The sequence below is a fragment of the Mycobacterium sp. RTGN6 genome (assembly GCF_033804605.1).
Lineage (GTDB): Bacteria > Actinomycetota > Actinomycetes > Mycobacteriales > Mycobacteriaceae > Mycobacterium.
The window spans coordinates 274,495-289,484 of sequence record NZ_JAPZKZ010000009.1 but is presented as its reverse complement, the minus strand read 5'-3'; the positions used below and the strand labels follow the sequence as shown (position 1 = coordinate 289,484).

The 14,990-nt window shown below is 67.1% G+C and carries 10 protein-coding genes and 1 tRNA gene; 5 read left to right on the top strand and 6 right to left on the bottom strand.

The window, feature by feature from the left end; translation table 11 throughout:
* Positions 1-138: 138 nt before the first annotated feature.
* Positions 139-1,725 (top strand): NAD(P)/FAD-dependent oxidoreductase, encoded by a 1,587-nt coding sequence (locus tag SLQ33_RS22970; protein WP_319456176.1) that lies wholly within the window; start codon positions 139-141, stop codon positions 1,723-1,725.
* On the opposite strand, the gene SLQ33_RS22965 is transcribed toward SLQ33_RS22970, so the two are convergent.
* From SLQ33_RS22965 to SLQ33_RS22950, 4 genes are read right to left on the bottom strand one after another with little or no spacing between them, the layout of a single operon-like run.
* The gene (locus tag SLQ33_RS22965; RefSeq protein WP_319456175.1) at positions 1,722-3,737 is read right to left on the bottom strand and encodes a cytochrome c oxidase assembly protein; all 2,016 of its coding nucleotides are present in this window, start codon (positions 3,735-3,737) and stop codon (positions 1,722-1,724) included. The genes SLQ33_RS22970 and SLQ33_RS22965 overlap by 4 nt on opposite strands.
* A gap of 34 nt (positions 3,738-3,771) precedes the next feature.
* Positions 3,772-6,114 (bottom strand): glycerol-3-phosphate 1-O-acyltransferase, encoded by a 2,343-nt coding sequence (locus SLQ33_RS22960; protein WP_319456174.1) that lies wholly within the window; start codon positions 6,112-6,114, stop codon positions 3,772-3,774.
* A complete protein-coding gene (locus SLQ33_RS22955; RefSeq protein WP_319456173.1) occupies positions 6,111-7,775 on the bottom strand; it encodes an HAD-IB family hydrolase in 1,665 nt (554 codons plus the stop codon). The genes SLQ33_RS22960 and SLQ33_RS22955 overlap by 4 nt, the downstream gene beginning before the upstream one ends.
* On the bottom strand, positions 7,772-9,253 hold the full coding sequence (locus SLQ33_RS22950; RefSeq protein ID WP_319456172.1) for a wax ester/triacylglycerol synthase family O-acyltransferase: 1,482 nt from the start codon (positions 9,251-9,253) through the stop codon (positions 7,772-7,774). Before SLQ33_RS22950 ends, SLQ33_RS22955 begins: the two co-directional genes overlap by 4 nt.
* 131 nt (positions 9,254-9,384) lie before the next feature.
* Between SLQ33_RS22950 and SLQ33_RS22945 the strand changes: the two genes are divergently transcribed.
* From SLQ33_RS22945 to SLQ33_RS22935, 3 genes are all read left to right on the top strand, one after another.
* Positions 9,385-9,457, top strand: a tRNA-Arg gene (locus SLQ33_RS22945).
* Between the two features lie 122 nt (positions 9,458-9,579).
* Positions 9,580-9,897: a hypothetical protein gene (locus tag SLQ33_RS22940; protein ID WP_319456171.1), complete on the top strand. Its 318-nt coding sequence runs from the start codon at positions 9,580-9,582 to the stop codon at positions 9,895-9,897.
* A 13-nt stretch (positions 9,898-9,910) separates the two neighbouring features.
* Positions 9,911-10,345: a DUF6653 family protein gene (locus SLQ33_RS22935; protein WP_319456170.1), complete on the top strand. Its 435-nt coding sequence runs from the start codon at positions 9,911-9,913 to the stop codon at positions 10,343-10,345.
* Between the two features lie 10 nt (positions 10,346-10,355).
* Here SLQ33_RS22935 and SLQ33_RS22930 read toward each other — a convergent pair whose 3' ends face one another.
* Together SLQ33_RS22930 and SLQ33_RS22925 are read right to left on the bottom strand one after the other, a co-directional pair.
* Positions 10,356-11,708, bottom strand: a complete 1,353-nt coding sequence (locus tag SLQ33_RS22930; RefSeq protein ID WP_319456169.1) for a sterol desaturase family protein — start codon at positions 11,706-11,708, stop codon at positions 10,356-10,358.
* Between the two features lie 207 nt (positions 11,709-11,915).
* Positions 11,916-12,839 (bottom strand): alpha/beta hydrolase family protein, encoded by a 924-nt coding sequence (locus tag SLQ33_RS22925; protein ID WP_319456168.1) that lies wholly within the window; start codon positions 12,837-12,839, stop codon positions 11,916-11,918.
* 200 nt (positions 12,840-13,039) lie between these two features.
* Here SLQ33_RS22925 and SLQ33_RS22920 point away from each other — a divergent pair, with 200 nt between their 5' ends.
* Positions 13,040-14,986 (top strand): serine/threonine-protein kinase, encoded by a 1,947-nt coding sequence (locus SLQ33_RS22920; RefSeq protein WP_319456167.1) that lies wholly within the window; start codon positions 13,040-13,042, stop codon positions 14,984-14,986.
* Positions 14,987-14,990 lie beyond the last annotated feature (4 nt).

The following is a 14,990-nucleotide window of genomic DNA, read 5'->3' as shown; positions in this document are numbered from 1 at the left end:
AATCGATGGACAAGGTATGTCAGTTGTGACATTATCCTAATGTCACAACTGACACAATTTCGTCGAGCATCATCGCCGGTGAGCGGACGTCCGCAATGGGGTCCGGTGAATCCGGTTGCCCGGAAGGAGATCTGAGCAATGGTCGACTATGACGCCATCGTCGTGGGAGCTGGCCACAACGGCCTCACCGCAGCGGCGATCCTGCAACGCGCAGGGCTGCGGACACTCTGCGTGGAGGCCAACACCTACTGCGGTGGCATGGCCGCCACCGTGGAGTTGATCGACGGGTTCCACTACGAGATCGCGGGCTCGGTACAGTTCCCCACGCCCAGCCGGATCACCAAGGACCTCGGCCTCGACGCGCTACCCACTGTCGACCCCGACGTGATGTCGGTCAACCTCGGCGGAGCGGGCGAAGAGCCGATGGTCTTCTACCGTGATCCGCTCCAGTTGATGAATCACCTTGGCGAGAAACACGGTTTCGAGGCGGTCACCGGGATGGCCGGACTGATCGGCTGGAGTCAAGGCCCCGCCCGGGCCCTCGGACGCTTCGACGTGCGGACAACGCCCAAGACGCTCGACGAGATGTACGCCTGCGCACAGAACGAAGCCGAGCGCACGGCGATTCACGACATGCTGTTCGGATCCGCGATGGACGTCATCGACCGCTACCTGCCCGACAAGGCGAAGCACGCCGTCATGCGCGGCATGCTCGCCTTCCTCGCCATCAACTCCACCTACCGCGGCCCCTACACCCCCGGTAGCGCGGCCTGCCTGGCCTTCGCACTCGCGGTGCCCGACGACAGCACCTCGATGATGACCAAACTCGAAGGTGGCATCGGCGCACTCACCGATCACCTGCTGCGACTGTTCGTCTCACACGGCGGTGAAGTCAGATACCGCGCCAAGGTGGAGCAGATCCTCGTCGAGCACGATCGGGTCACCGGGGTACGCCTGCGGGACGGCTCCGTCATCAGCGCACCCGTCGTCGTCTCGAACCTCTCGCCCGACCTCACACTGATCAACATGGTTGGGCCCGAACACCTTCCGGCCGACCTCGTTGCTCGGCTGAGCAATCGCGACCATCGGGCATCCTTCGTCCAGGTCCACTTCGCCCTCGACGGCCTGCCCGAGTTCGCGCCGCCCTACGACCTACTCAACGAACCGGGAATGCAGCAGTCCATCGGCATCTTCGGTACCCCCGAGGAACAGCAGCTGCACTGGGAGGAGTGCCGACGCGGCGTCGTCCCGGACAATCCCTCGCTGGGCATGCAGATCCCGTCGGTGCACGACCCGGCCATGGCGCCGCCCGGCAAGCACGCGGCGAGCGCGTTCGCGTACGCGTTCCCCGTCGAGGCCGACCGGGAACGCCATGGCCAACTCAAGAACGAGATGGCCGATCGGATGATCGAGAAGATCACCCGATATGCGCCGAACTTCAAGGACATTCAGATCCGGCACATCACGTTCGCGGCCTATCACATGCAAACCATGTTCGCCGCCCCTGCTGGCGACTTCTGCCACGGCCTGCTGCATCCCGACCTCATGGGACCCAATCGGCCGGGACCCAAGGGATTCCTGGACCTGCCGATACCCATCGAAGGGCTCTATCTCGGCGGAGCGGGATGCCATGGCGGCCCGGGCATCACGTTCATTCCTGGCTACAACGCCGGCTACCAGGTACTCGACGACGTTGGTGTCACGGCCGAACAGCCCGTGGGCTAGGGAGAACCAGCCTCGCGGCGGGCCAGCTCGGCGAGCATCCTGTTGTACGCCGCGAGGTCGGCGTCGTCGTCGCGGTCGGCGGCCCGATCAAGCCGCGTGGCCGTGCGTTGGTCGGTGCGCCGCCATTGCAGGAGCAACGCGATCAACACCAGCACGAGCGGCACTTCGCCTGCCGACCAAGCGATTCCGCCGCCGAGTTGCTGATCGCCCAGCAGGTCGGTGTGCCAATACAGCTTCAGCGATTCGTAGAAGTCACCCGCGAGCACCTTCTTGGTGCCCATCAGCACCACTCCGAAGAAGGCGTGCAGGGGCAGCGATGCGAACACCATCGCCAGCTTGCCCAGCGGCGGGACGGGGCGCGGTGTCGGGTCGACACCGATGACCACCCAGTAGAAGAGGTATCCGGACAGCAGGAAGTGCAGGTTCATCGCGAGGTGCGCCGCGTGGTTGCCTGCCGCTGCGTCGAAGAGGCCACCGAAGTAGAGGCCGTAGAACCCCGCGACGAACAACACCGTCGCAACGATGGGGTTCGTCAAGAAGCGCGAGACCCGGCTGTGCAGCGCGGCCAACAGCCACTCCCGCAGCCCCGGCGGGTTGTCGCGCCCGGCCGCGGGAAGCGCCCGCAACGCCAACGTGACCGGGGCGCCGAGCACCAGCAGCACCGGCGCAAGCATCGACAGCAGCATGTGGGCCGCCATGTGCATGCTGAACATCGCAGGCATGTAGCGCCCAATTCCCGACGACGTGGCGATCAACAGCACTGCGCAGCCGCACACCCACGCGACGATGCGCCCGGCCGGCCACGCGTCGCCGCGCCTGCGCAACCGGATCACCCCCGCCACGTACACCGCCGCGAACACGATGGCCGCCATCCCGTAGATCAGGTCGAAGCGCCAGTCGAACAGCACCCGGGCGAGCGTGGGCGGACCGGCTAGGTCGTAGCCGATCTCGATCGCGGGGATGGACGGGTTGTAGATGGGCGGAGGCGGTGGCGGGGTGCGGCCCAACGCGACGGCGATGCCGAACGTCAACCCGAACACGACGGCCTCGATGAGCGCCAGCCGGATGAGCGGGCCGCGGGCTCCCGGATCGTCTTGCAGCGCAGCGACTCCGCGCCGCCGCTGAAGGAACCCGATGACCCCAAGCACACTGAGCGCGACCGTCTTGCCGACGATCAGCCAGCCGTAGCCGCCGTCGAGCAGGTCGGTGGGACGCACCCGAACCAGCGCGTTGACGATGCCCGACAACCCCATCGCGACGAAGCACCACAGCGCGATGGCGGAGAACCGCCGCGACGCCACGTCGGCGTGCTCGCCTCCGCGCATCGCGTGCGCCAGCAGGGCCAGCAGGCCTCCGGCCCACACGGCGCCCACGATCAGGTGGATCAGCAGGCTGTTGGTGGCCACGTCGTGCGAACCACCGGCCGACGAGTGCCCGCTCAGTGCGATTGGCATGAGGGTCACCAGTGCTCCCGCGAAGAGCAGCGGCGTCCACGACCAGCGCAGCACCGGGATGCTGACGACGGTGACGACGGCGGCGAACAGGGCGGTCCATCGCCACGTGCCCGCCGTCTCGACGAGGCTCGCCACAGACCAGACCGACGAGAGACTGAGCCTGCTGGCCAGCGGCTGGCCGGTGACGTCCGAGACGCTCAGCGGCACCAGGAGCACGGCGCACACCGTCCATACCGCGGAGGCGACGGTGCCGGTACGCAGTGCGCGGTACCCCGCCACGTCGAGCACCCCGCTGGACTGCGGCGGCACCAAGAAGGCCGCGAGCAGGAACGACCCGACCGCGACCACCCCGGCCAGTTCCCCCGCCGCGCGCACGAACGGCAGTCCGTAGTTGGTGACGGGCCCTGGGTTCGGCAGCCCGGTGGCGGTCAGCGCGTCGGCCACCGACAGCGCGGCCAGGGCGGCGGCCGTAATGCCCGCGAGTAGTCCGACGCCGACCAGCACCGGCCACACCGCGCTGGTGCGGGCGGGCCGCACCTGCGTCGCCTCGGTCGTCACCCCATCAGGGTAGGGCGCTGCACGGACCGGGCCATCACACGGTGCTCTGCGACCGTCTCGCCAGTTCCCGCTCGGCGAACTGCTGACGTGAGATGCGTTCGACCTTGCCCATGTCGCCCAGCACGCCGCGGAGTTCGGCGACGAACGCCGCGCGGCGTTCGGCGAGGTCGGCCGCCGGCTCGAGCAGGTGCTGGTCGGCGGCCACCTGGCGCGCGGTGGCGAATAGCAGCGCCGACACGGCTTCGGTGCTGTGGATGCGGTCCTGCGCGGCGTACTGACGACCGACGCCCAGCGCGAGTTCGGTGAGGTCCTTCTCGTTGATCTCCGCGGGCGCGTCGCGCAGCACGTCGGCGACGATCTCGTACGCCTCGAAGAACGGGCGCAGCATCGCTCCGGCGATCAGGGGCCGCTTGGCCCGCAGCAGTGCGTCGATCCGTTCACCGCCTGCGGCGACGTGGCTTTCCCAGTCGTCGAACCAGGACATCTCCTCCGCGATGTGTTCGCGGAAGGCAGCCGAGTCGGCGAAGTAGAAGTCGAACTTGAGTAGGTCGCGCAACCGCATCGCCTGCGTCCAGAACACCTCGAGCCGATCGCCGTCGGACCGGACGGCATGCGCGAGGGCGAGGTCGACGATGGACGTCTCCAGGAAGGCGTCGATGAGCGTGTTGCGATAAAACGCCGCCTCGTGCTCGTCCTGAGGGGCGATGAGCCACACCGGTTCTCGGCCGCCGTCCACCCGGGTGACCGGGTGTCCACCCGACATCGCATCGACGGCCGCCCGCACGCCGTCGGGAGTACGTAGCCGCAACGCGCTGTTGGTCATCGGGGTCTGCTTGCGCGTCAGGTAGTCCAGCGAGTCCTGCAGCGTGTGGTGAAGCTGGTCGAGGGTCAGCGCGACGCCGCGCGCGGTGAGCAGCAGCGCCGACACCAGTGCGGTCGCGTTGACCGGGGTGGCCCGCAAGATGCGCCAGGCTACTTCGAACGCCATCTTCTGAAGCGCAAGGCGTTTGGCGGCGTCGTCGCCTGTCATCGGGCCGTGCGGCTCGCCAAGGTGCTCGCGCATCGACACCGCTTCCGGGAAGCGGACGTAGATCTTGCCGTAATTGCGTTCGCCTTGGGCCTTGATGAACTTGTACATCCAGGACAGTCCCTCGGGCGTCTTCTCGCCACCGCGCGCGTAGGCCGCGTACTCGGCGGTCTCGTGCAGCTGGTCGAAGCTGATCGACACGGGTTGCAAGAGGATGTCGTCACTGCGTCCGTCGAGGTACGCGTCGGCGACGTAGGCGAGCAGACCCAGCTTGGGCGGCAACATCTTTCCGGTCCGCGACCGGGTGCCCTCGATGGACCAGCTGAGGTTGAATCGCTTCTCGACGATGTACCCGACGAACTGCCGCAGCACGTATTTGTACAGCGGATCGTCGAGCTTGCGGCGCAGGAAGATGACGCCCGAGTGGCGCATCAGCGGGCCCATGAAGCCGAAGGACAGGTTGATGCCCGCGAACGTGTGGACCGGCGGCAGCCGATTCTCCTGCATCGCAACGGGCACGATCACGCCGTCGAGGTAAGAGCGGTGGGAGAACAGCAGCACGGCGGGGTGGTGCTCCAGCGAGCGCCGCATCGCCTCGACCTCGTCGCGGTCGTAGTCGACGTTGGGGTCGAAGCCGCGGCTGAAGATCGCCCGGCCCAGCGACGGGATCAGATCGACGGAGAACCGGCTCCAGCCCGTCGAGAGCTCATCGAGCATGGCGCCGGCCATGTCGACGGTGGCGCCGGGGATCTGCTCGAGGCCCTCCCGAAACCGCGCGGATGCCAACATCTCGGGCTTCACCAACCGGGGTGACTTGTACTCGGGGCCGAGCAACCTCAGCTCGACGCGCTCGATCGCCAGCGCGGCCCGTCTCATCACGAAACGCGCGAATTCCCTGGGGTTCTCGGCGACGGTGGTGTCGCTCCAGTTCTGCCGCAACTCCGAGATCTTGGCAGGCTCACCGGCCACCACCCTGGCGCGTGACGGATCCTTCTTGAGGATGCGGTGCTGCAGGAGCTGCGGGGGGCAGTAGGTGTCGCGGCCCGAGAGCAGCGCGACCACCTTGAAGCGCGTCGGCAGCCCGCCGGGCACCCAGAACACCCGGACCGGGACGACGGACCGGTCCTCGTCGGCTTCGAGCAGCCCGACCAGGCGGGCCAGCGTCGCGGGCGACGGGTCGTCGTCGCTGGGGAGCTCTAGGACCTCGATGCGGGACTCGGGATGTTTGCCGCGTTGCTGCTGCAGCCAGTCGTTGAGCAGTTCCTGCTCGGCGGGGGATCCGACCGAGGCCAGCACCAGGGCGTCGCCGGTCGGCGCGAAGCTGGCGAATTCGTCGGCTCTTGCCTTCACGGACGCCCCTTCGTGGTGCGCGTCGCCTTGGCCGGGTTCGCCTTGGCGGCAGTCTTCTTCGCCGGTGTCTTGGCCGCGGCCTTGCTCGTGGTCTTGGTGGCTGCTTTCTTGACCGGAGCCTTCTTGGCCGGCGTCGTCTTGATGACGGGTTTGCGCGCCTTCTTCACACGCGCGTACGGCGGGGCGTCGGGCAGGACGTCGTGCGGCCAGTCCCTCAGCGTGTCGAGGTACAGCTGGCGGACCTCCGCGATGCGGTCGGACAGGTTCTCGGTGGTCCAGTCGTCCACCGGAATTGGCGGGAACACGGCGACGTCGACCGTTCCTGCGCTGAACGTGCTGGAGTTCCGCTCCGCGATCACCTCGGCGTTGCGGATGACGATCGGCACGATCGGAATGCCGGTCGCCATCGCGATGCGGAACGGCCCCTTCTTGAACTCTCCGACCTCGGTGGTGTCCAGTCGGGTGCCTTCGGGGGCGATGAGGATCGACAAACCCTTGCGGGCAAGCTCTTCCATCTTGTGCAGACTCTCGACCGCCGCCTTGGGATCGTCGCGGTCGATGAACGCTGCATCCATCATCTTGCCGATGGTGCCCATCAGCGGATCCTTCTCCAACTCCTTCTTGCCGACGGAGGTGAAGTTGTCGCTGACGAGCCGGCCCGCGATCATAGGGTCGGCCTGGTTGCGGTGGTTGAAGATGAACACTGCGGGCCGCTGCGCAGTGAGGTTCTCCTTGCCGAGCACGTTGAGGTCGATGCCGATCGACGCCATCAGCAGCCGACTCCACGTCGACGTGAAGAAGTTGACGCCGACCCTGCGGTTGCGCGTCAGCAGGCCGAGGCCGATTGCTCCCGCCGCGGCGGGCACCATGGAGGCGATGCCCGCGGCGGTGCGTATCTGCGCCACCGGACTGTTGCCGCTGCGGCTGGAGAACCGCAGCACGGGCCAACCCCGTTTGATGGCAACGGCTTCCATCTTGCCGGCGGGGTTGGTCGGCCGGGGATTGCCGACCAGGTACATCAGCGCGACGTCCTCGTCGCCGTCGGCGTAGAAGTAACTCTTCGCGAGGTCGACGCCGTTCTTGGCGGCGAAGGCCTGGACCGCGCGCGCCTTGCCCGGCCCCCAGATGACCGGCCGCTGCACCTCGCCGGTGATGAGCCCGTCGTCGTCGCTCTCGAACTTGTTGCTGAGCACGTTGGCGATGCCCAAGAACTTTGCGACCGGGTCCACTTGCACGGTCAGCGCAGACGAGCTCAGTACGACGGTGTGCCCCCGGGCCATGTGCGCACGAACCATGTCGCGCATCTCGGGGTAGATGCGTTTCTGCACGTGTTGGACGAACAGCCGCTCGCCGAGCTCGTCGAGATCGCTCAGCGAGTTGCCGTGCAGCATGCGGGCACCCTTGCCGATGAGGTCCTCGAATTCCGAGCGGCCGAGCTGGTGGTTGAGGCCGGCCTGGACCATGCCGATGAACTCGCCGACGCTCATCTGGCCGCGGCGCAGCCGGTCCTGCGTCATGAGCACGCCGGTGAACCCAGCCACCAAGGTTCCGTCGAGGTCGAAGAAGGCGCCGATCTCCGGGCCTTCCGGGCTGGCCTTGATCTCGGCCACCGAGCCCGGGAGGCGAAGGGTGCCCTTGGGCTGCCCATTCTGCGAACTCATTGCGGCGCACTCCCATTCGACGAGGTGATGGTTTCGACGGCGTCCACCGTGAAGGATGCCGGGGCGGCGCGCCCGTCGCCGCCGAGGGCAAGCACCTCATCGAAACCGGACAGCAGGCACCGCGCGAACAGAGCGGAGTCGGTGACCGACGCCCGGTCGTAACGGGTGGTGATGGTGCAGTAACCGGCGCGGGACATCAGGACCGCCATCATCGCCACGCCTGGCAGCGGGCCAATTCCGTAGTGCCGCAGTATCTTCGCGCCCGCGATGAACGTGTCTCCCTGGTACATCGGAACGTTGCTGGCTTGCACGTCGGAGGCGACGATCGACCCAGCCACCGATTCGAGGAAGCTGTCGGGAAGCAGGCTCAGCACGGGCGCGACGGCGCCGACCATGTCGATGGCGCGTTCCTCGCGTTTCTGCATCATCTGCTTGCGCACCTTGAGGATTCGCGTGGCCGGATCGACGACGCCCACCGGCGCAGCCAGGTTGACGCCCGCGAAGCGATTGCCGCCGGACGGATCGTCACTGGAACGCAGATTGACCGGGACCGCCATGGGCACGGTCTCGACGGGCATGCCCTTCGCTTCGTGGTACAGCCGCAGCGCGCCGCACAGCCCAGCCAGGTAGGCGTCATTGATGGAGCCGCCAGCGGCCTTGGCCGCCTTGTGCAGGTCGCTGAGCTTGATGTCGATGGCCTCGCTGCGCGACGACAGGCTGCGTCGCCGCAGCAGCGGGGACGGCTCGGATACCGGACCCATGACCCGGGCCCCGGATCGGGCGTAGTCGACGACTCCGCCGACCGCCGAGACCGGATCGCGGACGACACGGCCGAGCACGTGCGCCGCTCCCCCGAGCGCGCCGAGCAGACCGCCTGCGATGGAGCCCGGGAGTTTGCTAATCCCTTCGCGCATCAGATCATTGGGCGACAGGTCCTGCGGAATGGGCAGCGGCGCGTCACGTGGCCGCGGCGGGTCCCGCTCCAGGTCGTAGATGCTGGCGAACATCTCCACGCCACCGACACCGTCGGTCACCGCGTGGCTCAGATGCAGGATGGTCGCGGCGCGCCCACCGGCAAGCCCTTCGACGAGCGTCGCCGTCCACAGCGGCCTGGAGATGTCCATCGGCGACTGCACCGACAACTCGGCGAGGTCGATGACCTCCCGCAGCGTGCCTGGCTCGGGTACGCGGATGCGGCGGACGTGGAAGTCGAGGTTGAAATCGGGGTCGACGACCCAGCGCGGCGCGGCCGTCGGCAGCGTCGGCATGACCACCTTCTGACGCAGCCTGAGCACCTTGCGCGAGGCGTGCTCGAAGCGGGCGCGGAAGCGCTCCCAATCCGGGGTGGTGTCGAGCAGTTCCACGCCCATGATCCCCGAGCGGGTGCGGGGGTTGGCCTCGCCGCGATGCAACAGCTGGTCGACGGCGCTGAGTTCTTCGGGAAGTCCGGCCGCGTCCACTTCGGGGACGTCGTTCATGCTTGCGCTCCTCCTCCCGTGGCCGCCACTTGCTCGCCTCCACGCTAGTCCGCGGCCCGTTGCCGCGGGTGGCAATACCGGGGTTATGCGGTGGGTCCCGGAGGGGCCGGACGATACACTCTGCACGCGCTGCCCCCGTAGCTCAGCGGATAGAGCAGCCGCCTTCTAAGCGGTTGGTCGCAGGTTCGATTCCTGCCGGGGGCGCTTACCGCGTTGTCTGACGTCGGTTGATGCTTTACATCTACTTCGGCTGATCCTTGACACTCCCTGAATGAGGGCGTTGAGCGTGGTCAGTGGCACCGAGCTGGCCCGGTACCCTGCGACGCATGCAGGACGACGAGCTGAGCCCGGATGACGAGCTCGCCGAGTTGATCGGCGAGACAGAGCTTGAAGACGACGAAGCGGAGCTGTCCGAGGAGGACCAGCGCGGCCACACGCTGTCCATTCGTCGCTCAGACGGCACCGAGGTGCTCACGGTGTCGACGCTGGGGTCGGGGCAACAGTGGGCGGTGTACATGCAGCCGGGAGGCGGCGTGCAGAACGCGTACCTAGGCGAGCAGGATGCCCCGCACGTTTGGGTCAACACCGACGAGCACGAGATTTCTCGCGACAAGGACGGCACGTACGTCATCCACATCGACTGAGAGGTGCACTCAGGTGACCGACACTTCAACGAGCACGGTGGCACGTCTTCGGCGTGCGATGTTCGCCCGGCACTCGAATCCGTGGAGCGCCTGGACTCGTTGGGCGAGTACGCCGTTGGTGCTGGTCCCGGTCTGGACGCGGCGCCGGCGCGATGCCGCGCTGGTCGCAGGCTGGCTGGCGGTCAACCCCGTGCTGTTCCCAAAGCCGTCCCATGAACGGGCGTGGGCGACGCGCGCGATGCTCGGCGAGGAGCAGTGGATCCTCGACCGCCCGCGCGACGCATCGATGGTGCTCAGCGCGGCGACCAGCGCGATCGCGATGGTCGCGCTCATCGCCGCCCGGCGTCGTCACCTGCGCACCGCCGCCATTGCGACCGGCGTCCAGATGGCGCTGACGCTCGTGTACTGGCATCTGATGGCGCGTGCGTTCGACCGCCGTAAGCGCTGACGGCGAAGAGCTAGGCGTAGGCGGGCGTGCGTCGTCGCAGCGATCCCGCTCGCTCGGCACCGGCCAGCACGCACGGTCCCGTGTAGGCCCTCCAGGCGCCGGTTTGGTAGAGGTGCTCGTGCGGACGCAGGTTGATGCTGCCGACGTGGCGGATGCGGTCGGTGCGAAGCGGGATGTCGACGTCGGCCACGACAGCGGGGCTCGCCTGCGGCGCAACCTTCTTGAGCCGCGACGGGAAGAACGGGAACAGCTGCTGACGGACGAAGCCGTCTGGCACGTAGTCGCCCACCACGCCGTAGTTGTCCGGTAGCCGCTTCTCCGACTTCACCATGGTGCCGAAGATGCGATCGAGGATGGCGAACTGTCCGGCGTAGTTCTTGTCGATCGCCTCTTCGTCCGAAGCATGGTGCCAGTGATGCGATTCCGGCGTCACCAGCAGGTAGCGCAGCGGGCCGTAGGGGATTCGAACGTTGGCGTGGATCAGCGTGCCCTGGATGGCGATGAGCACGACGTGGGTGTCCAGCACCGCCTTGTCGAAGCCGAGCACGTAGAGGGGCACCATCACCAGCGTGCGCGTCGTCACCAGTTCGAGCAGGTGCAGGCGCGAGCCGGCTAACCAGTCCATGGTCTTGGCACTGTGGTGGATGGCGTGGAAGCGCCACAGGAACGGCACCTCGTGGAACGCGCGGTGCGTCCAGTAGTCCACCAGGTCGGCCAGGAAGATGCACAGCAGCACCTGGGGCACGAACGGAATGCCGCCGACGACGGCGTGCAGGCCGCCCTGCATCAGCGAGCCAAACACGTTGAAGAGCAAGAAGTTCACCGTCAGCACGCTCACGCCAAGGAGGAAGTGGTTCGCGGCGAAGTTCACCAAGTCGTTCTGCCACGCGCGACGGAAGAGGGCCTGCGCCTTGCGCATTGGGATCGCCTTCTCGATCAGGGCGAGCAGCACACCGGTCAGCACCAGGTCGACGAGGAACCAGTCCACGCCGAGGTACGGCACGTGCTGGGGGACGTTCCCGACGGTCACGAAGGGTCCGCCGCTCAGGAGGGCAACGCCCACCAGGCCGAGGGCGAGTGCGTTGACGCTGCGCCGCTTCCCACGAACGAGGTTGACGATGGAGAGGATGCCGGCGCCGATCAGCGCGGCCAGCAGCAGGTACCGCACGGCGCCGAGCGAGTTCACCGCCCGCGTTTCGGGCGCGGTCAGAAACTGCGGGAAGTGCAGGGTCAGGACGGCCAGCATCGACAGTGCGCCAAGCGCCAACGCGGTGGCGCTGGTGATGACTCCGCTGCCGCGCTTCAGCTCGCCACTGCTGCGGAGCAAGTCGCGAGTGTCGCGGACGATGGTCGAGCCGAACATTGGAGTTCCCTTCAGGACGTTGTTGTCCTGTTGAGACTCCCAATCGGCACTTGGCGGATCCTTGTCGCTTTCTTGGCGCTCTTGGCGCCGCGCGGGCCGTCAGCCGACCAACGACTCAGATGCCAAGGCCGAAGTGCACGTCAGGGCTGTGCCTTGGCACGTCGGGCCCGAAAACCGCGACCATGACGTCGATCTCGCCCAGAGCGACTAGACCCCGAGCGCCGGCCCGATGGTGGTGTTCCAGGACTCCTGCATCTCCGACTCGAACAGGCCCCACGAGTGGGAGCCCTCGGGCCGCACCACGTAGGTGACCGGTACCCCGGCCGCCGCCGCGGCGTCGGCGAACTGCCTCGTGCTGTCCGCGACGATGCCCTCGATCATCCCGCCGGTGAAGTTGTTGGAGCCGGCGGGCAGCTTGTCGACGTCGCCCTGCCCGCCGCCGGAGGCACCGACCCAGACGGCGACACCCTTCAGCTTCGCGACGTTCAACGACGGGTCGTGCGCTACCCACAACGGGCCGCCAGCGGGGCCCCACATGGCGTCGGCGCTCGCGCCGCCACCCATAAGCGTCAGTGAAACGTTCTGGGCACCCGAGTTCGGGGTCAGGAAACCGCTGTAGGAGCCGACGGCCCGATAGAGCCCCGGTACCTGAATGGCGTAGTCGACCGCGGTGCCACCCGTGCTGGACAACCCGGCGACCGCGTTCCTGCCGTTGGTCTTGTACTCCTTGTTGATCAGCGGCGGCAGTTCCTGCGTCATGTAGGTCTGGTACTGCTTGCTGCCGTCGTTGACCCAGTTTGTGAACCAGCTGAACTGGCCGCCGAGCGGGGAGACGACGTTGACGTTCTTGTTGCCGAAGAAGCCCTGCAGATCGGTGAACCCGAACCAGCTCTTGGTGCCCGGGGCGAAGTTGCCGCCTGGGTCGAGGTTGTCACCGCCGTCGATGCCGGGCAGCAGGTAGAAGGTGGGCGACCCCGACCTTGGGGACTTGAAGACGTCGTTGACGACGACCTTGTTCATCGACGGCGAGTAGACCGAGACCTTGTCCCAGCGGTCAGTGACGTGCTCGATGCCCGTGATTTGGGCGCCGCCCTGCGGAGGTTCCGCGAGGGCAACCGGGATTGACAGCATCGAAAACACTGTCGTAAGCGCAACAGCAAGACCACGAATACGGCTCAGCAACTGGGACACGGGCTGATTATGGAGGTGAGGCAGACGTTAGGCAACAGTGAGAAAGTTATTTAGTTGCGCGTGTCGCCGCTGGTACATCCAACGCAACGATTGCCCAGTTCGCTCGCAGACATGGGGGCTCGCCGGTTTATCGTAAGCCGGTGGAGGGGACGCCGTTCGGTCGCTACCAGCTGCTCGAGCTGCTGGGCCGCGGAGGCATGGGCGAAGTCTGGCGCGCCTACGACACCTCCATCGACCGAGTGGTCGCGCTGAAGATGCTGCTGCCGCACTACGCCCAGGATCCCGAGTTCGACAAGCGATTTCGCCGCGAGGCCCGCGCCGCGGCCCGGCTCGACGACCCCCACGTCGTACCCATCCACGACGTCGGCGAGATCGACGGCCGGCTCTACGTGACCATGCGGCTGATCAACGGCACCGACCTACAAACCCTGTTGAACGCCGGCCCACTCGACAACGAGCGCGCGGTGCACATCGTCGAGCAGATCGCCTCGGCACTCAACGACGCCCATCAAGTCGGCCTGGTGCACCGCGACGTCAAACCGTCCAACATTCTGGTGTCCCGCAACGACTTTGCCTACCTCATCGACTTCGGCATCGCCCGCGGCACCGGCGACACCACCCTGACGTCCGCCAACACCACCATCGGCACCTGGTCCTACATGGCGCCTGAACGGTTCAGCACCGGCGACGTCGAGCCGAGCTCCGACGTGTACGCGCTGGCCTGCGTGCTCTACCAATGCCTCACAGGCGAACTGCCCTTCCCGGGCACCACGCTCGAGCAGGTCGCCGTCTCCCACATGGTGATGCCACCTCCGCGACCGTCGACCGAACGCGACACCGTGCCGATGGCGTTGGACGAGGTGATCGCCACCGGGCTGGCCAAGAAGCCCACCGATCGCTACCAGAGCACCGTCGAGATGGCCGCCGCAGCGCGACAAGCGATCACGGAGCCAATGGGCCGGCGCGTAGCCCGACCGTTGCATCCCGACCCCGCGCAGACACAACCCGCCATTCCCGTGAGCACGGCGCCGGCGACCGAGCCCGCCCGCTTCATCGCAGCTCCGGCTGTACCGCCGTTGGTAACCCCATCCACCGCCGGTCAGCCAGGACGGCGGCGCCCGCGTGGTCTGATCGGTGCTCTGGCGGCCGTCGGGTTGCTGATCGTCGCCGGCGGCGTCTTTGGGGCGGTGACGCTCTCACAGCGCGACGAACCGACCGCGACCACACCTTCCGTTGCCTCTCCGGGGACGCTCCATGGCTCCACCTCGGCAGCCAGTGCCCCGGCCGCGCCAGGCCCCTTCACCGGCACCTACCGGGCCGACTTCACCCCGTCGATCCCGCCGGCTGGTGGACCGGTGGCGGGCACGCCGCAGACGGCCACGTGGGGGGTGCGCTCGGTGTGTCGCCCCGACGGGTGCGTGGCGACGGCGTCACGCCTGAGCGGTGAAAACCCGGTGGTGTCCAGCCTGGTCTTCGACGAGGTCGACGGAAGCTGGGTGGCCGTGGCGCTCGGTTCGGATCAATGCGACAACGCTCCCGCCGAATTCTGGGTGGCGATCACGCTGAAAAAGCAGCCCGACGGGACCTTCACCGGTGATCTCCGAGGACGAACGAGCAACTCCTGCACCAAGGATCGAACCGTCACGTTCACCCGCACCGGCGACGTCGACGCCGCCGCGGTGCCCGACCCGGCCGCCCTGCCGCCGCGCGTGGCGTCCCCGGCGCAAGCGCTTCATGGTCGCTATCGCTTGCAGCGAACCTACGCCGACGGGAGCTCGGAAGGGGCCGACGTCGCCGCCAGGACGGACTGCCTGCGCACCGGCGATCGCTGTATGAGCTTCTTCACCTCACCCGACCTCCTCCTCGGGATGGTCTTCAGCAACGGGAACTGGACCGACGACCAAAAGTTCGAGAACGAGTGTCCCAAGGGTGGCACGCTTCAGGCAAAGGTCTTCGCGCAATTTCCGCTGCCACAGCCCCCGCAGGATCCGATCACCCTGCTCTCCGGACGTGGCCATCAGGAACAGACTGGGTCCTGCCCAATCATCACCGACTTCGACGAAACGTTCACGCGCACCGGCGATTAGCCTT

Bases quoted from the DNA above. Each gene is read 5' to 3' on its own strand.
- SLQ33_RS22925 (WP_319456168.1), bottom strand. From the start codon at position 12,839: ATGCTGTCAATCCCGGTTGCCCTCGCGGAACCTCCGCAGGGCGGCGCC.
- SLQ33_RS22955 (WP_319456173.1), bottom strand. From the start codon at position 7,775: ATGAGTTCGCAGAATGGGCAGCCCAAGGGCACCCTTCGCCTCCCGGGC.
- SLQ33_RS22940 (WP_319456171.1), top strand. From the start codon at position 9,580: ATGCAGGACGACGAGCTGAGCCCGGATGACGAGCTCGCCGAGTTGATC.
- SLQ33_RS22970 (WP_319456176.1), top strand. From the start codon at position 139: ATGGTCGACTATGACGCCATCGTCGTGGGAGCTGGCCACAACGGCCTC.
- SLQ33_RS22930 (WP_319456169.1), bottom strand. From the start codon at position 11,708: ATGTTCGGCTCGACCATCGTCCGCGACACTCGCGACTTGCTCCGCAGC.
- SLQ33_RS22950 (WP_319456172.1), bottom strand. From the start codon at position 9,253: ATGAACGACGTCCCCGAAGTGGACGCGGCCGGACTTCCCGAAGAACTC.